General features: G+C 38.7%; 13 protein-coding genes. 6 read left to right on the top strand and 7 right to left on the bottom strand.

Annotated elements, in window-relative coordinates; translation table 11 throughout:
• Window positions 1-55: 55 nt before the first annotated feature.
• The 3 genes from yajC to nusB all read right to left on the bottom strand — a co-directional run bounded on the left by yajC (window position 56) and on the right by nusB (window position 1915).
• Window positions 56-343 carry a preprotein translocase subunit YajC gene (gene yajC, locus IV512_RS14220; protein WP_100869255.1) on the bottom strand — a complete coding sequence of 96 codons (288 nt, stop codon included), beginning with the start codon at window positions 341-343 and terminating at the stop codon, window positions 56-58.
• Between the two features lie 22 nt (window positions 344-365).
• Window positions 366-839, bottom strand: coding sequence for a DUF1573 domain-containing protein (locus tag IV512_RS14215; protein WP_100869256.1), 474 nt, complete (start codon window positions 837-839; stop codon window positions 366-368).
• A gap of 128 nt (window positions 840-967) precedes the next feature.
• Window positions 968-1915 (bottom strand): transcription antitermination factor NusB, encoded by a 948-nt coding sequence (gene nusB / locus IV512_RS14210; RefSeq protein ID WP_209404494.1) that lies wholly within the window; start codon window positions 1913-1915, stop codon window positions 968-970.
• A 321-nt stretch (window positions 1916-2236) separates the two neighbouring features.
• Between nusB and IV512_RS14205 the strand changes: the two genes are divergently transcribed.
• The 3 genes from IV512_RS14205 (at window position 2237) to IV512_RS14195 (ending at window position 7111) form a co-directional block, all read left to right on the top strand.
• Entirely contained in the window at window positions 2237-3991 is a 1755-nt protein-coding gene (locus tag IV512_RS14205) for an ABC transporter ATP-binding protein (RefSeq protein WP_209404492.1), read from the top strand.
• A gap of 72 nt (window positions 3992-4063) precedes the next feature.
• Window positions 4064-4453 (top strand): PUR family DNA/RNA-binding protein, encoded by a 390-nt coding sequence (locus tag IV512_RS14200; RefSeq protein WP_209404490.1) that lies wholly within the window; start codon window positions 4064-4066, stop codon window positions 4451-4453.
• 135 nt (window positions 4454-4588) lie between these two features.
• Window positions 4589-7111, top strand: a complete 2523-nt coding sequence (locus tag IV512_RS14195; protein ID WP_209404488.1) for a M14 family zinc carboxypeptidase — start codon at window positions 4589-4591, stop codon at window positions 7109-7111.
• 3 nt (window positions 7112-7114) lie between these two features.
• On the opposite strand, the gene IV512_RS14190 is transcribed toward IV512_RS14195, so the two are convergent.
• From IV512_RS14190 to IV512_RS14180, 3 genes are read right to left on the bottom strand one after another with little or no spacing between them, the layout of a single operon-like run.
• On the bottom strand, window positions 7115-8155 hold the full coding sequence (locus IV512_RS14190) for a lysophospholipid acyltransferase family protein (RefSeq protein ID WP_209404486.1): 1041 nt from the start codon (window positions 8153-8155) through the stop codon (window positions 7115-7117).
• A complete protein-coding gene (locus IV512_RS14185) occupies window positions 8152-9072 on the bottom strand; it encodes a bile acid:sodium symporter family protein (protein ID WP_209404484.1) in 921 nt (306 codons plus the stop codon). Before IV512_RS14185 ends, IV512_RS14190 begins: the two co-directional genes overlap by 4 nt.
• Before the next feature lie 5 nt (window positions 9073-9077).
• Window positions 9078-9416 (bottom strand): tRNA-binding protein, encoded by a 339-nt coding sequence (locus tag IV512_RS14180; RefSeq protein WP_209404482.1) that lies wholly within the window; start codon window positions 9414-9416, stop codon window positions 9078-9080.
• Between the two features lie 104 nt (window positions 9417-9520).
• Here IV512_RS14180 and IV512_RS14175 point away from each other — a divergent pair, with 104 nt between their 5' ends.
• Window positions 9521-10081: a thioredoxin family protein gene (locus IV512_RS14175; protein ID WP_209404480.1), complete on the top strand. Its 561-nt coding sequence runs from the start codon at window positions 9521-9523 to the stop codon at window positions 10079-10081.
• 6 nt (window positions 10082-10087) lie between these two features.
• Here the strand turns inward: IV512_RS14175 and IV512_RS14170 are convergent, their stop codons facing one another.
• Window positions 10088-10618 (bottom strand): YfiT family bacillithiol transferase, encoded by a 531-nt coding sequence (locus IV512_RS14170; RefSeq protein ID WP_209404478.1) that lies wholly within the window; start codon window positions 10616-10618, stop codon window positions 10088-10090.
• Between the two features lie 126 nt (window positions 10619-10744).
• On the opposite strand from IV512_RS14170, the gene IV512_RS14165 reads away from it, so the two are divergent.
• Together IV512_RS14165 and IV512_RS14160 are read left to right on the top strand one after the other, a co-directional pair.
• A complete protein-coding gene (locus IV512_RS14165; RefSeq protein ID WP_209404476.1) occupies window positions 10745-11383 on the top strand; it encodes a peroxiredoxin in 639 nt (212 codons plus the stop codon).
• A 372-nt stretch (window positions 11384-11755) separates the two neighbouring features.
• A complete protein-coding gene (locus IV512_RS14160) occupies window positions 11756-13693 on the top strand; it encodes a vanadium-dependent haloperoxidase (RefSeq protein WP_209404474.1) in 1938 nt (645 codons plus the stop codon).
• Window positions 13694-13797: the final 104 nt, after the last annotated feature.

The following is a 13797-nucleotide window of genomic DNA, read 5'->3' as shown; positions in this document are numbered from 1 at the left end:
CATAAAAAAAGCACCGCTTCTAAAAACGGTGCTTTCTAATCTAACGTAGTCTAGATTATTTTTTTTCGGGAGCGTTAAGTTTTTTGCTCATTTCCATAGAAATGGCAGAACGATCAAACTTCAGCTTACCTGCCATGGTTTCCAAAATACAAGAAAAATCTTTGTCGTTAAGATCCATAATCTTGCCATGAAGTCCACTTTTGGTTATTACCCGATCACCGCGCTTTAAATCCGCAGCGAATTTTTTTTCGTCCTTCTGACGTTTCATTTGTGGGCGTATCATAAAAAAATATGCTACCACAAAAATTAATATCATCGGAAGAAACTGGCCTATATCACCCATATTCTATTCGTTGTATTTATTGTTATTTGGATGTTGGCCCAACCGGAGCTGCACCTTTAGGGTTTACGAACGCTTTGATTCGCAAAAGTTCAGAGCCTTTCTCCGTATTTGCTTTTACCGTAATAGTTTTCGTTACCTGATTTTGACCGGAACCGTTGAACTTTACGACCAACTCACCTACTTCACCAGGAGCAATAGGATCTTTTGGTGGATCGGGTACCGTACAGCCACAAGAACTTGTGGCATCGGTAATTACCAATGGAGCATTACCAGTGTTGGTAAACTTGAATATGGTCTCTTGTGCCGTACCCTGCTCTATAGTACCAAAATCATGCTCTTCTTTTTCAAAAGACATTACTGGCACTTGTTTGCCAGCTTCATCTCTTTCCGCAGCCTCCGCAACGTTATCAGATTTTACTTTACTAGATGCATTTTCTTTACAAGACACAAATGCCAAAATAGAAAACACACTCAAAGTCAAAATTGCTTTTTTCATGGTTGTAATTTTATTTTGCCTACAAAATTAATGAAATAATTTAGATAAGATAATCATTTTACTATCTAAGAAAACTCGGTAACCGAAAGAATAACTTGTCATTACCGAATAACTATAGCCCCTAATTACTACATAAGACCACGGCCCATTTTATTCAACTGACCACTTGATCGATATTCTTTCACCAATTTGTCTAATATTCCGTTTATAAAAATGCTGCTCTTAGGGGTAGAGTATTCCTTAGCAATTTCCAAGGCCTCATTAATGGTTACCTTTTCAGGGATTGACGGAAAATTTAAAAGTTCACAAATAGCCATTTTTAATAATATGGCATCAATATCGGCGATACGGTCTTTATCCCAGTTGGGGGTCTTCCCTTCAATTTCTTTCGCCCATTTGGCATCATTCAATAATGTTTTGTTCAGAAGCTTTTTTGCAAAGCTCATATCATCATCATCTTTTAACAGCCTGGGCAAGAAAAAACTTTGTGGATGACTTTCTTTCGCCTTCTTGAGTAATTTAAGAACAAAAGTGTTGACTATAGGAAAATCATCCACCCATGTCAGCTTATCGTCTTCGAAGTAATCGTAAATTTTCTCATTGGGTGCGATAATATCCTTAAAAAGAGTAATTAGAAAATCTTTATCATCAGCATATTCATTCGTACCTTTTTTCATGTAGGATGAGTATTCATCACTCTCGACCATATCTTTATAAACGAGCCTGACATACTCATCGTTCAAGTACCAATTGTTCAGTTTTCGTTTTTTGAGTTCTGATTTTAAAGCTTCGTTATTAACAAGCTGCAAAAGCAATCTATTGTTCACGAACTTTGCTTGATTAGGAAAGCTGTCGGAATCGGTAGCCAAATATTTTTTCGAAGACAGTTTCAATTGTTCTGAAGCACGTTGGTGCAGTTCAATCATCAAGCTTAAAATCAACAGGTACAGCGTATACATACTATCGATACTGTAGCGCAGAAATTTTTCCTGCTTTTCTAAAGAATCATCTTTCGACTGGGTCAGGGCATAAATACACTGCATTACCTTTACCCTGATGTGCCTACGTGTTAGCATGTTAAAGAACTTTTTGAGTTGGTGTAGAATTCGGCTTTCACAAGGGCAAAAATAGGAATAAAAGCACAAAGCCACCCCTTTCTCAACCCTTAAAAAACAAAAACTTTCGGCCATTGAATTAAAAGCCCATAATCTTCTTAAAATACCCCTAATCTTTAAAAAATTGGTTCTGTTTTTAATCGATTTGATATTTATTGAATGGTTAGGGAGTATTGCTCGCCCAATGCTTCACCTTATATATTTTATAACATTTGTTTTTGGCACAAAGCCCTATCTTTGGCAAATTACTGAAGCTTACGAGTACTCAAGCCAACCTAATACATGAAGGAACTTAAACACCTCAATAAATACTTTAAAAAATACTGGCAGAAGCTCCTCATCGGTCTATTCATTACGATAATAGCTCGAATACTTCAACTGGTTATGCCATCCTACGTCAAGAAATCGATAGCGGTAATCGAAGATTTTATGGCGTCGAACATTACCGAATCTGCAGCACGTGGACTTCTTCTAGAATTCATTCTCATCATAGTCGGGGCAGCCCTTCTATCCGGTGTTTTCACTTTTTTGATGCGTCAAACCCTAATAAACGTATCTCGATATATAGAGTACGATCTTAAAAATGAAGTCTTTGACCACTATCAATTGTTAAGCCTAAATTTCTACAAAAGAAACCGAACGGGAGATTTGATGAACCGGATCAGTGAAGACGTGAGTCAAGTTAGAATGTACGCAGGTCCGGCGCTAATGTATGGCATCAATACGCTAACCCTTTTTGCGTGTATCATACCCATCATGTTCATGACAGCCCCGACTTTGGCCGCCTATACCCTTATACCACTGCCTATACTCTCTGTTCTTATCTATAAAATCAGCAAAATCATTCATCAGCGAAGTACGGTCGTTCAACAATATTTGTCAACCTTGTCGACCTTTACCCAAGAGGTTTTTTCTGGCGTTTCGGTAATAAAAGCCTATGCTTTAGAACCCCAAATCAATAGTGACCTGACCGATTTGGCCATTGAAGGTAAAAATAAGAGTATGGCTTTAGCCAAGGTAAACGCTTGGTTCTTTCCCTTAATGATTTTATTAATCGGAGTCAGTAATATTTTTGTAATCTATATCGGAGGAAAGCAATATTTACGGGGTGAAATCGAATCTTATGGCGTAATTGCCGAGTTTATCATATATGTAAACATGCTGACTTGGCCTGTAGCGATAATCGGGTGGTTGACATCAATTGTACAAAGGGCCGAAGCATCTCAGAAAAGAATCAACGAATTTTTACAGGAAAGTCCAGATATTAAGAATTCGGGCACAATCGACACACCCATAAAAGGTAAAATTGAATTCAAAAATGTTTCGTTTACCTATGAAGATACCGAAATCACTGCTTTAAATAATATTTCATTTACTATAAATGCCGGGGAAACGGTAGCGATTTTAGGAAAAACCGGGTCAGGTAAATCTACGATTCTTGATTTGGTAGCGAGACTTTACGATGTTACCTCTGGCGAGATTTTAATCGACAATGTACCTATCAAAGATTTTGATATTGACCACCTTCGCCAAGCCATAGGGGCCGTACCGCAAGATGCTTTTTTATTTTCCGATTCAATAAAGAGTAATATAAAATTCGGCGATAAAAACGCTACCGAAAAAGAAGTGATTCAGGCCGCAAAGAATGCGGCTGTACACAATAATATCAAAGGTTTCACCAAAGAATATGAAACCGTTCTCGGTGAACGGGGCATTACACTCAGTGGCGGGCAAAAACAACGGGTTTCCATTGCTCGAGCTTTGTTGAAAGACCCAGAGATCTATCTCTTCGACGACTGCCTCTCAGCAGTAGATACCGAAACTGAAGAAGAAATTCTGAATAATTTGAAAAAAGCCTCGCACTTAAAAACCACTCTCATCGTTAGTCATCGTGTTTCTTCAGCAAAAAATGCAAGCAAGGTGTTGGTATTAGATGAGGGCAAACTTTTGCAAGAGGGTACTCACGAGCAATTAAATGGTAAAGAAGGCTATTACAAAGAACTTTACGCCACCCAGTTATTCGAGAAAGAAAATTAGAAAATTGTTGTTGTATTGGCATTTTTTTCACATTTTTGGTAGATTAACTATTAACTAGACACGAAATACGAGATGAGCGAAAAAGATTCAATGGACCAAGAGGAGATTTATTCTAAAGTTTTACGGGCAGGGAGGCGAACTTATTTCTTTGATGTTAGAAGTACCAAAGCGGGGGATTATTATTTGACTATTACCGAAAGTAAAAAATTTACTCACGATGATGGCTCCTTCCATTATAAGAAACACAAAATCTATCTTTACAAAGAAGATTTCACGGCCTTCAGAGAAAATGTCGAAGAAATGATGGATTATATCATTGCAGAAAAAGGTAGCGAAGTGATTTCAGAACGCCATCAGAAAGATTTCAAAAAAGAGGAAGAAGAAGAAGAACAGTTACCCAGTCATAATGGAGAAGCCAAAACGACCGATAGCTTTACCGATGTAAGTTTTGACGATATTTAATATTATTATAAGCATAGCTAAAATGACCCCAAGCGGGTCATTTTTTGTTTGACGACCTTTCTTTTTCTTTTGCGCAAAGAGCTGCTATCACCTATTTGACTAGATTTCTTACATTTATAAGCAAATCTTAAGCCTATGCGCTCGTTACTTTTGGTTCTCATTCTCTCGTTATCTCAGAGTCTAATAGCCCAAACCATTTCCGACCTCAGTTACTATCTTCCAGAGGATGTTACCTACGACTCTAGCATACCCACCCCTAAACAAGTTCTTGGTCATGAAGTTGGCGAATGGCATGTAACCCATGACAAGCTGGTATTCTATATGCAAGAACTGGCAAGAGCCAGTAATCGCCTATCAATAGAAAACCGAGGGGCAACTTTTGAGAATAGACCACTTTTATTACTCACGGCAACTTCAACCGAAAACCACCAGAATATAGAACAAATTCGAAAAGAACATCTGGCGATTACCGAGAACGGTGGAGGCTCGATAAATGTTCAGAAAATGCCTATTGTGGTCTATCAAGGGTTTTCTATTCATGGCAATGAGCCCAGCGGTTCAAATGCTGCCTTGGCCTATGCCTATTATTTAGCTGCCGCTCAAGGGCCCGAAATCGAAGAGTTACTGAAAAATATGGTCATATTACTAGACCCTTCTTTCAACCCTGACGGTCTTCAGCGTTTTGCCTATTGGGCAAACACCAACAAAAGTGTTCAGCTCAACCCTGACAATAATGAGCGGGAGTATCATGAAGTTTGGCCAGGCGCCAGAACAAACCACTATTGGTTCGATATGAATCGAGATTGGTTACCAGTGCAATTACCCGAAAGCCGTGCGCGTATAGAGACCTTTCATTCTTGGATGCCAAACATACTTACTGACCATCATGAAATGGGAACGAACTCTACTTTCTTTTTTCAGCCCGGGGTCTCATCGAGAGTGCATCCGTTAACTCCTAAAAATAATCAGTCTCTTACTGCTGAAATAGGTATTTATCATGCAAAAGCTTTAGATAAAATCGGTTCCCTCTATTATTCCGAAGAGAATTATGATGATTACTTTTATGGTAAGGGTTCAACTTTTCCTGATATTAACGGAAGTATAGGCATTCTGTTCGAACAGGGAAGTTCACGTGGGCATTTGCAAGAATCTGAGAACGGACTGTTAAGCTTTCCTTTCACCATTCGTAATCAGTTTACGACCGCTCTTTCGACCATACAGGCTGCGAAAGAAATGAGAGTGAAAATATTAAAGTACCAACAACAGTTTTTTAAAGAAGTTGGGCTTGAATCTGTAATTGGTCGCTCACGAGCCATACTTTTTGGCGACCAAAAAGATGCTTCTCGAACTTGGCATCTTGCTGAAATACTGCAGAGGCACAAAGTAAAGTTTCATGAACTCAAATATGATTTCAGATACAATGGAAAAGATTACAAAAAGGGCAATAGCTATATCGTACCCTACAGTCAAAAGAATCACCGATTGATTAAAGCGATGTTCGAGAAACGCACCACGTTTACGGATAGTATATTTTATGACATTTCTGCTTGGACGTTGCCGTTGGCGTTTAATATGGATTATACAGAACTTCGTTCTTTACAAAATATGGGTGACGAGGTTAAAACTCTTGCCGAGCCAGAGGGTAAGATTGACGACCAAAGCACTTACGCCTATCTTTTTGAATGGAACGAATATTACACCCCTAAGGCCCTGAACATGATTACCGAAAAAGGTATTCGAGCTAAGGTCGCAAAAGCGCCATTCAATCTAAACGGCACTCAGTATGGTTACGGCACAATTATGATTCCTGCTCAAAACCAAGATCTCGACCCCGAAGAAATCTATGGTTTTCTCAAAAATGTTTCCCAAAAATGCAATCTTAATATCAAATCTGTTAATACCGGACTCGCACGAGGTATCGATTTAGGAAGTAATGACTTTGACCCTATTCTGAGACCGAAAGTGGCTATTTTGGTTGGTAATGGAGTTCGTTCATATGATGCGGGCGAAATTTGGCATTTGTTCGATACTCGTTACAAAATCAAACTGACCAAAATAGATTTAAATTATTTTGACTCTGTTGATTTGAGTAAGTATACCGATATTATAGTACCCAGTATTAGCGGCAAGGCTCTTTCTAAACCTAGAATATCAAAATTGAAAAATTGGGTCAAAGACGGGGGTAGTTTGATAGGTTACCGAAATACGGCGGAGGTTTTTGCGAATAAAGACCTGATAAAACTTGAGTTTAAAAAAGATACCTTGAAAGCCCGAAATATATCTTTTGGTGAGAAAAGAGATTTTCGTGGTGCCCAAGAAACGGGAGGTGCTATTTTCGAAGCCAAATTAGACCTCTCCCACCCAATCAATTATGGTTATCTACATAATAGACTACCATTATTTAGAAATACGAACATCTATATCAAACCTGATAAGAACAGTTATAATAATCCGATTCAGTACACTGCTAATGCGCTCATGAGTGGTTACATATCTGAAGAAAACTTAGAAATGCTTAACAATAGCGTTCCGTTTCAAGTTCAACATCTTGGCAAAGGTCGTGTGATGGTTTTTACCGACAATACCAATTTCAGGGCCTTTTGGTACGGCACCAATAAACTTTTAATGAATGCTATCTTTTTTGGGGAAATGATGTAAACTTCACTTGCTGCCCAGCCTCACAAACGCCCAGTTAAAAACAAAAAGTAATACTATAGTTATTAATGCTACTGTAAAATTAAACAGCAAAGCAACGGCTAGTAATAACAACAAATAATAAACAGGATAGCTTATCATCGCGAAAGCAAAACGCAAGGTCGACATAAATTCAATCTCCCAAACTTTTGGTTTGGCCCAAAAGCGCCATAGAGCGATTACGGGAAAGTTCACAACTGTAAACAGCAACTTTAAAGGACCGATTGAAGTTTTATCTTCTTTTGTATTCAGATTTAAGCCATCTAAACTCTTCTGGGCATTATTAGCTTGTTGTGGATCTAGAAAATCTACACCTGCTCTTTCGAGATGCGTATGAATTTCATCATATCGGTCTTCTTCTTCAATATGAGTCGTTAATCTTTTAAGTCGATATGATACTGCTTCCTTAACCGCTATTGTCGAAGCAGGCTTATCATCTACAGTATATAAATCGTTCACTAAAATGGGTTCGCCATAGTACAAGGATACCTCATCAGGAAAAACCTGGGCTTTCCTATAATTTAAGCCCACAGGAACAATCTTAATATCTTGAGCCCCTTCTTTTTCAATTGCATTAAACAATATTCGGGTAAAGCCTTTACTCAAATTTCGAACCCTTCTCTTAAGATTGTGATTTGCCTCTGGAAACATTACAATAGCATGACCATCTTTGAACAATGTGGCACATTGATCAAAAATGACCTCATTCTTCACCAACGACTTTCGCCCATCACGTATTCTATAGATAGGAATCATCAGCAAAAAGGAAAAAAACCTTTTGAGAACTGGTCTGATAAAAACATCAGATCTGGTAAGAAAGAAAGGCTTTCTGTTGCAATCGACAACAATCAAAAGTACATCCAACAAGGCGTTTTGATGATTGGGCAAAAAAAGCACCGGCCCTTTTTCGGGTACATTTTTTAGGCCATGCACCACAATTTTCCCAAAATAGAGATAAAGCGCAGCCTTTACGTACCTCTTTAATAACTGGTAACCTAAGTTCTTCAAGTCAGTTTTTCCATTTTAATAGGTCTGCCACCCCAATACGCGGCCAACAACAACCCTGAAACTAAATGCCAAATACCCCAAAAAGCAGCCAAGAGGGCCATGCCTCCCATTCCATCAAAAAATGAAAAAATCAACAACAACCCCAAACCTGAATTCTGTATACCCGTCTCCACAGTTATCGATCGAACATCTTCGGAGGACAAACCTATAATTTTTGCAACTGAAAATCCGGTTAAAAAAGCTATAATATTGTGAAGAACCACGAGCCAAAATACATAATAGACATAGTCAAGAAATATTTCTCGATTACTGTATAGAGCTATAAATATCAATATTATGAAAAAAAGTAGTGAAACATTTTTTAATACCCTACCTACTCTAGCGGCCAATTTAGGTCTATAATGATTGGCTAATACGCCCAACACCAAAGGCAAGCCTAATAGTAAAGATACCAGTTTCACCATTTGCAATGGTGATACAGATACTTTTGATAAAATATTGAAAGTCGGTTCGTACAGTCCGCCCCAAAATTGAAGGTTTATCGGTGTCATTACTACCGCCAGTAATGTGGCCACTGCCGTCAAACTTATTGATAGCGCAGTATTACCTCCGGCGATATGTGTTATAAAATTCGAGACATTGCCGCCTGGGCAAGCTGCTACCATAAACATACCCATAGCGAAACTAGGTAAAGGCTCAATGATAAAAACCAATATGAAAGTTAGTATCGGTAAAAATAAAAATTGACACAAGACCCCGGTCGCTATTGATTTCGGATTCTTTAGCAACTGTTTAAAATCATCAATAGAGATTTCTAGAGCAATACCGAACATTACGAAAGCCAATGCAATGTTCAAGACCCATTGCGAATTAGCATCAAAATTGAGAACAACGTTATCTATAAGGGTCTCGTTCAAAACAATCAAGAAATTTTAAGTCCGTTCTCAACTTCGGCCTGAGGTTGTAAAAGAATAACATCTTTACCATCTACAGCGCCCAGAATTAGACATTCACTCATAAAATTTGCAATCTGCTTTTTAGGAAAATTTACTACGGCAACTACCTGTTTACCGACCAACTCCGCCTTATTATACCTAGATGTTATTTGCGCAGAAGATTTACGTATACCTATTTCACCTCCAAAATCAACATGAATCTGATAAGCAGGATTTCTCGCTTTTGGAAAATCGTTCACCTCGATTATGGTTCCTACGCGCATATCGATTTTAGCAAAATCTGACCAGTTAATCTCACCTTGCATAAGCAACTATCATTTAGAAATTAATTTAATTGAACTAAAATAGCACCTAATATAGTAAAGACTGCCCTAATTAGTTTTTAACTTTATCATCAAAAGAATAAAAAATGGCCAATACACCCAGCAACATGCTCCCCTTAGGAACGATGGCTCCCGACTTTGAATTGTTCGATACAGTATCGGAAAAGAAGCTTGGGCTTGAACAACTGAAAGGCGAAAAAGGCACAGTTGTTATGTTTATTTGTAATCATTGTCCGTTCGTAAAACATGTCAACCCTACCTTATCCAACTTGGGCAAAAGGTATCAGGAAAAAGGGATTGGTTTTATCGCTATCTCTAGTAACGATGTTGAGAACTACCCTCTTGATTCACCTGACCTCATGAAACAGACCGCAATCGATGAAGGGTATAGCTTCCCCTACCTTTATGATGAGAGGCAGATAGTGGCTTCAGCCTATGATGCCGCTTGCACCCCTGATTTTTACCTTTTCGATTCAAACTTAAAATTGGTCTATAGGGGGCAACTAGATGATTCTAGGCCCGGTAATGGCAAACCTGTAACCGGTGAAGATTTAAAAAATGCGATGGATGCTGTTCTATCTGGTAGAAAAGTAAGCCCAGATCAGAAACCAAGTATTGGCTGTAATATAAAGTGGTTCAGAAACTAATTTGAATTAGAGCCATCCCTTTCTTTCCATCAGATTTTTGATATGTGCATAATGATGTTCACTATGCCAGGCATATCTGCTAATATTTTCATCGAGTGCTGTTTCGACATGACCTTCAGGGTGTAAAAATTTATTTTTTAATTGGCTATTCGACAAGCCTTTTAATAGATAAACAAGTTTGGCATGCACTGCACTCAGGTGGTTTAACGAAAGTTCTATAGGCGCGGTTCTGGTGTCAAAAAGTTCTGCCCAAGCTTTTTCATCATAAGCCTTAATGACAGGTTTATCTTCGGTCAGCGCCCATTTGAAGCGTATATAACTGTTGTGATGACTATCGGCCATATGATGAATGGTTTGCCTCACCGTCCATCCACCCGGCCGATATGGTGTCTCTAATTGCTCGTTATTCAGATCACCAACCAAATTTTTTAATCGATTTGGCAGGGTTTCCAAAACTTCTATAGAAGCCTTAATATGATCATCAGTTAAAACCTCTGGATTAGTATACCTTCCAATAGGGTATTGTAAGTGTTCCATGTCATTGTTTTTTATAGATTAAAAATAGAAAACTTTAATACATTTTTAACCATAAAACCATGTACAAGACGCATTAATCTACTAATTTTATAGGATAATAATTTCAAACCTAAAAATTTTACATATATGGCAACAATAAGATTGGGCGACAAAGCTCCAGATTTTACAGCTGATAGTTCTATGGGAACAATTAATCTCTATGATTACCTCGGTGATGGATGGGGAATTTTATTTTCACACCCCGCTGATTTCACCCCCGTATGCACCACTGAACTTGGTACTGCGGCTAATTTTAAGGATGAATTCGACAAACGTAATGTAAAAATGATGGCCTTGAGTGTTGACGGTGCTGCCTCACATGCAGAATGGATCAAAGACATCAATGAAGTTCAGAATACTACGGTAAACTTTCCTATCATCGCCGATGAAGATAAGAAGGTATCTAACCTTTACGATATGATCCACCCAAATGCCGATAACAACCTCACGGTACGTTCGGTTTTTATCATTGCACCTGATAAAACGGTGAAATTGATTTTGACCTATCCAGCATCTACCGGTAGAAACTTCTATGAGCTTTTACGCGTAATAGATTCTTTACAGTTGACAGCGTACCATAAAGTAGCTACCCCCGCCAACTGGAAACAAGGTGACAAGGTTGTAGTGAGCCCTTCGATATCAACCGAGGACGCTAAAGGCATTTTCACAAAAGGTGTGGAAGAAGTAAAGCCTTATTTACGTATGACACCGGATCCAACGGCATAAATTATATACTTTATAAGTATGAAACCTCGTGAACTTATCACGGGGTTTTTTTTATACTTTTTTTCATTAAATTTTATCTAAATCTAATAAAAACACAACGTATCTAACTATATATCAACACTTAAAGTTTAACAAACCTTGCCTGATAAATGTAAATTATTTAATAAAATAAAGTCATATATAGTACCATCTACACAAAATTGAGAACGGTACATACATACTTCACGTAATTCATCTACCTCAGATCGTACATTGCCGTGCCTTTCAAAATTTGATAGATAGCTCTCCCGAAAAATTACTACCCCTGTACACTTCCCCGCCATTCAATCATTGCAAAGGGCATTGACATTGTAATCACTTAAAACAAAAGATATGGGCAAGAGAAGAGAAGGTGCTTATTCGGTTAGACAATTAGCAGGTAACACGGCAAAATCAAGAAATCACCCAACACAAGTCTCGAATGGAGATGAACATAAGTTCAGAAGAAAAGGCTTGAAACCCGATGACGAGCACGAGAACAAATCATCGTATATGATGAGTTTTACCAAGGGATTACCACATTGCGAAGAGACAGGACTGGTAGATAACCCTGACGATTTTCAATATTTGGTACGCGGCATAGACAGCGGCGATTTTAGAGACTTTAGGGATACTCCTCTCGGATTTCATGAAAATAAAATGGGAGATACCTGTCCATCACATAAATTGCCATGGAAATCACAAAAAGCTAAAAATGGAAAAGATGGCAAGCCCGTCTCCATAAGAGCATGGGAAAGTCAAAGTGCCGGTCTGTCTTATGATCTTGAAGGGCCAGATGCCCAAGCGTTAACCATGCCGCCGCATCCCGAACTCGGTAGTGCCGAATTAGATGCCGAAATGGCGGAAGTCTATTGCCAGGCGCTATTACGTGATATACCCTTTAATGCTTTGACAGTGGGCGTAACCGGATTGAGAGCGGACGAAAATAAGCAAGAAATATCCACAAAAACCAACCTCAATGCACTTGATACAAAAGAACAACATGTAAAAGATGTCAAAGAACATACCGATAACCTGAACAAGTTAGATTGGTTTAACAGTACAGACAATTTAAAACTATCACCACAAGAAACAGCCAGAAGAAGATGCCTAACCCTAACTCCTGCAAATGCCTTTAGAGGAATAACCTGTGGAGATGATGTCGGCCCATACCTTTCTCAATTCTTACTAGCAGGCAACAATGGCTTACATGGTCAATATTCGACAGCTGACGGATATATTTCTTACGGATCAATAGACATTGACCAACGGGTTGCCATAGCGAAACCAGGAGAAGACCATCTCACCAATTGGGAGGAGTGGCTGGATGCCCAAAACGGAGCTGATTTTAGAGGCTTTGAGTCATACGAAAGTGGTCCTAAGCATAAAAGATTCATGCACACTCCGCGAGATTTAGCCACCTACGTGCATCATGATGCTCTATACGAAGCTTACTTAAATGCCTGTCTCATTCTACTTGCCAAAAAAGTTCCGTTTGATCCGGGCATCCCATTTCAAGAAGCAGACAATAGAGACCATCAACAAGGCTTCGCCCATTTTGGCGGACCCCATATTTTATCGTTGGTGACCGAAGTTGCCACTAGGGCCCTTAAAGCTGTTCGATTTCAAAAATATAACGTCCATCGTCGATGCAGACCCGAAGTAACGGCTGCTCGCCTACATAAATTAGACGCTTTAAAGAACATTTCACCCGAATTGGAAAGAATGTATAAAAACCTTTCCGATGCGGATATACTGTCTAAAGTTTCTGATAGAAATGGCGCCGATAATTACCTGCTACCAATGGCCTTTTGCGAAGGTTCGCCCATGCACCCGGCCTATGGTGCCGGTCACGCAACGGTAGCCGGTGCATGTGTAACCATATTAAAGGCATTTTTTGATCATAAGCATTCATTGGATATCGTTGATATGGAAAAAGTACAGCAAGAAACCAGAGACTTAATTGAAAAAATAAAACCGGGGCACTCTATTCAATCTTGCAACTTGGCCTATATCTCTGTACAAGATGGAAGTAAATTGGATATTGTACCGGTCTTAAATCAAGATTGTGAACTTACAGGTTTAACTGTTGAAGGCGAACTTAATAAACTTGCCTCTAATATATCAATAGGAAGAAATTGGGCCGGAGTACATTATTTCACCGATTATTATGAATCAATTCTAATGGGTGAACAGATCGCAATAGGTATTCTTGAAGAACAAAAACTTACGTACGCAGAAAACTTTTCGATGACACTCTGCAAGTTTAACGGTGAAACGATTCGCATCTAACCAAAAACAGTTCTTAATCAATTACAAATTTATTTCTTGCTTTTCCCTGTTGAGCCATTCGTTTATTAATAATTCTGAATGGCTCAATATTTAAAGTGCACTAA

Source organism: Pseudozobellia sp. WGM2 (assembly GCF_017810075.1).
In the GTDB taxonomy this organism is placed as follows: domain Bacteria; phylum Bacteroidota; class Bacteroidia; order Flavobacteriales; family Flavobacteriaceae; genus JADNYK01.
This window is presented reverse-complemented; position numbering and strand designations above follow the sequence as displayed.

Excerpts from the sequence above, each read along its gene's own strand:
- yajC (WP_100869255.1), bottom strand. The coding sequence starts at position 343 with ATGGGTGATATAGGCCAGTTTCTTCCGATGATATTAATTTTTGTGGTA.
- IV512_RS14215 (WP_100869256.1), bottom strand. The coding sequence starts at position 839 with ATGAAAAAAGCAATTTTGACTTTGAGTGTGTTTTCTATTTTGGCATTT.
- nusB (WP_209404494.1), bottom strand. The coding sequence starts at position 1,915 with ATGCTAACACGTAGGCACATCAGGGTAAAGGTAATGCAGTGTATTTAT.
- IV512_RS14205 (WP_209404492.1), top strand. The coding sequence starts at position 2,237 with ATGAAGGAACTTAAACACCTCAATAAATACTTTAAAAAATACTGGCAG.
- IV512_RS14200 (WP_209404490.1), top strand. The coding sequence starts at position 4,064 with ATGAGCGAAAAAGATTCAATGGACCAAGAGGAGATTTATTCTAAAGTT.
- IV512_RS14195 (WP_209404488.1), top strand. The coding sequence starts at position 4,589 with ATGCGCTCGTTACTTTTGGTTCTCATTCTCTCGTTATCTCAGAGTCTA.
- IV512_RS14180 (WP_209404482.1), bottom strand. The coding sequence starts at position 9,416 with ATGCAAGGTGAGATTAACTGGTCAGATTTTGCTAAAATCGATATGCGC.
- IV512_RS14175 (WP_209404480.1), top strand. The coding sequence starts at position 9,521 with ATGGCCAATACACCCAGCAACATGCTCCCCTTAGGAACGATGGCTCCC.
- IV512_RS14170 (WP_209404478.1), bottom strand. The coding sequence starts at position 10,618 with ATGGAACACTTACAATACCCTATTGGAAGGTATACTAATCCAGAGGTT.
- IV512_RS14165 (WP_209404476.1), top strand. The coding sequence starts at position 10,745 with ATGGCAACAATAAGATTGGGCGACAAAGCTCCAGATTTTACAGCTGAT.
- IV512_RS14160 (WP_209404474.1), top strand. The coding sequence starts at position 11,756 with ATGGGCAAGAGAAGAGAAGGTGCTTATTCGGTTAGACAATTAGCAGGT.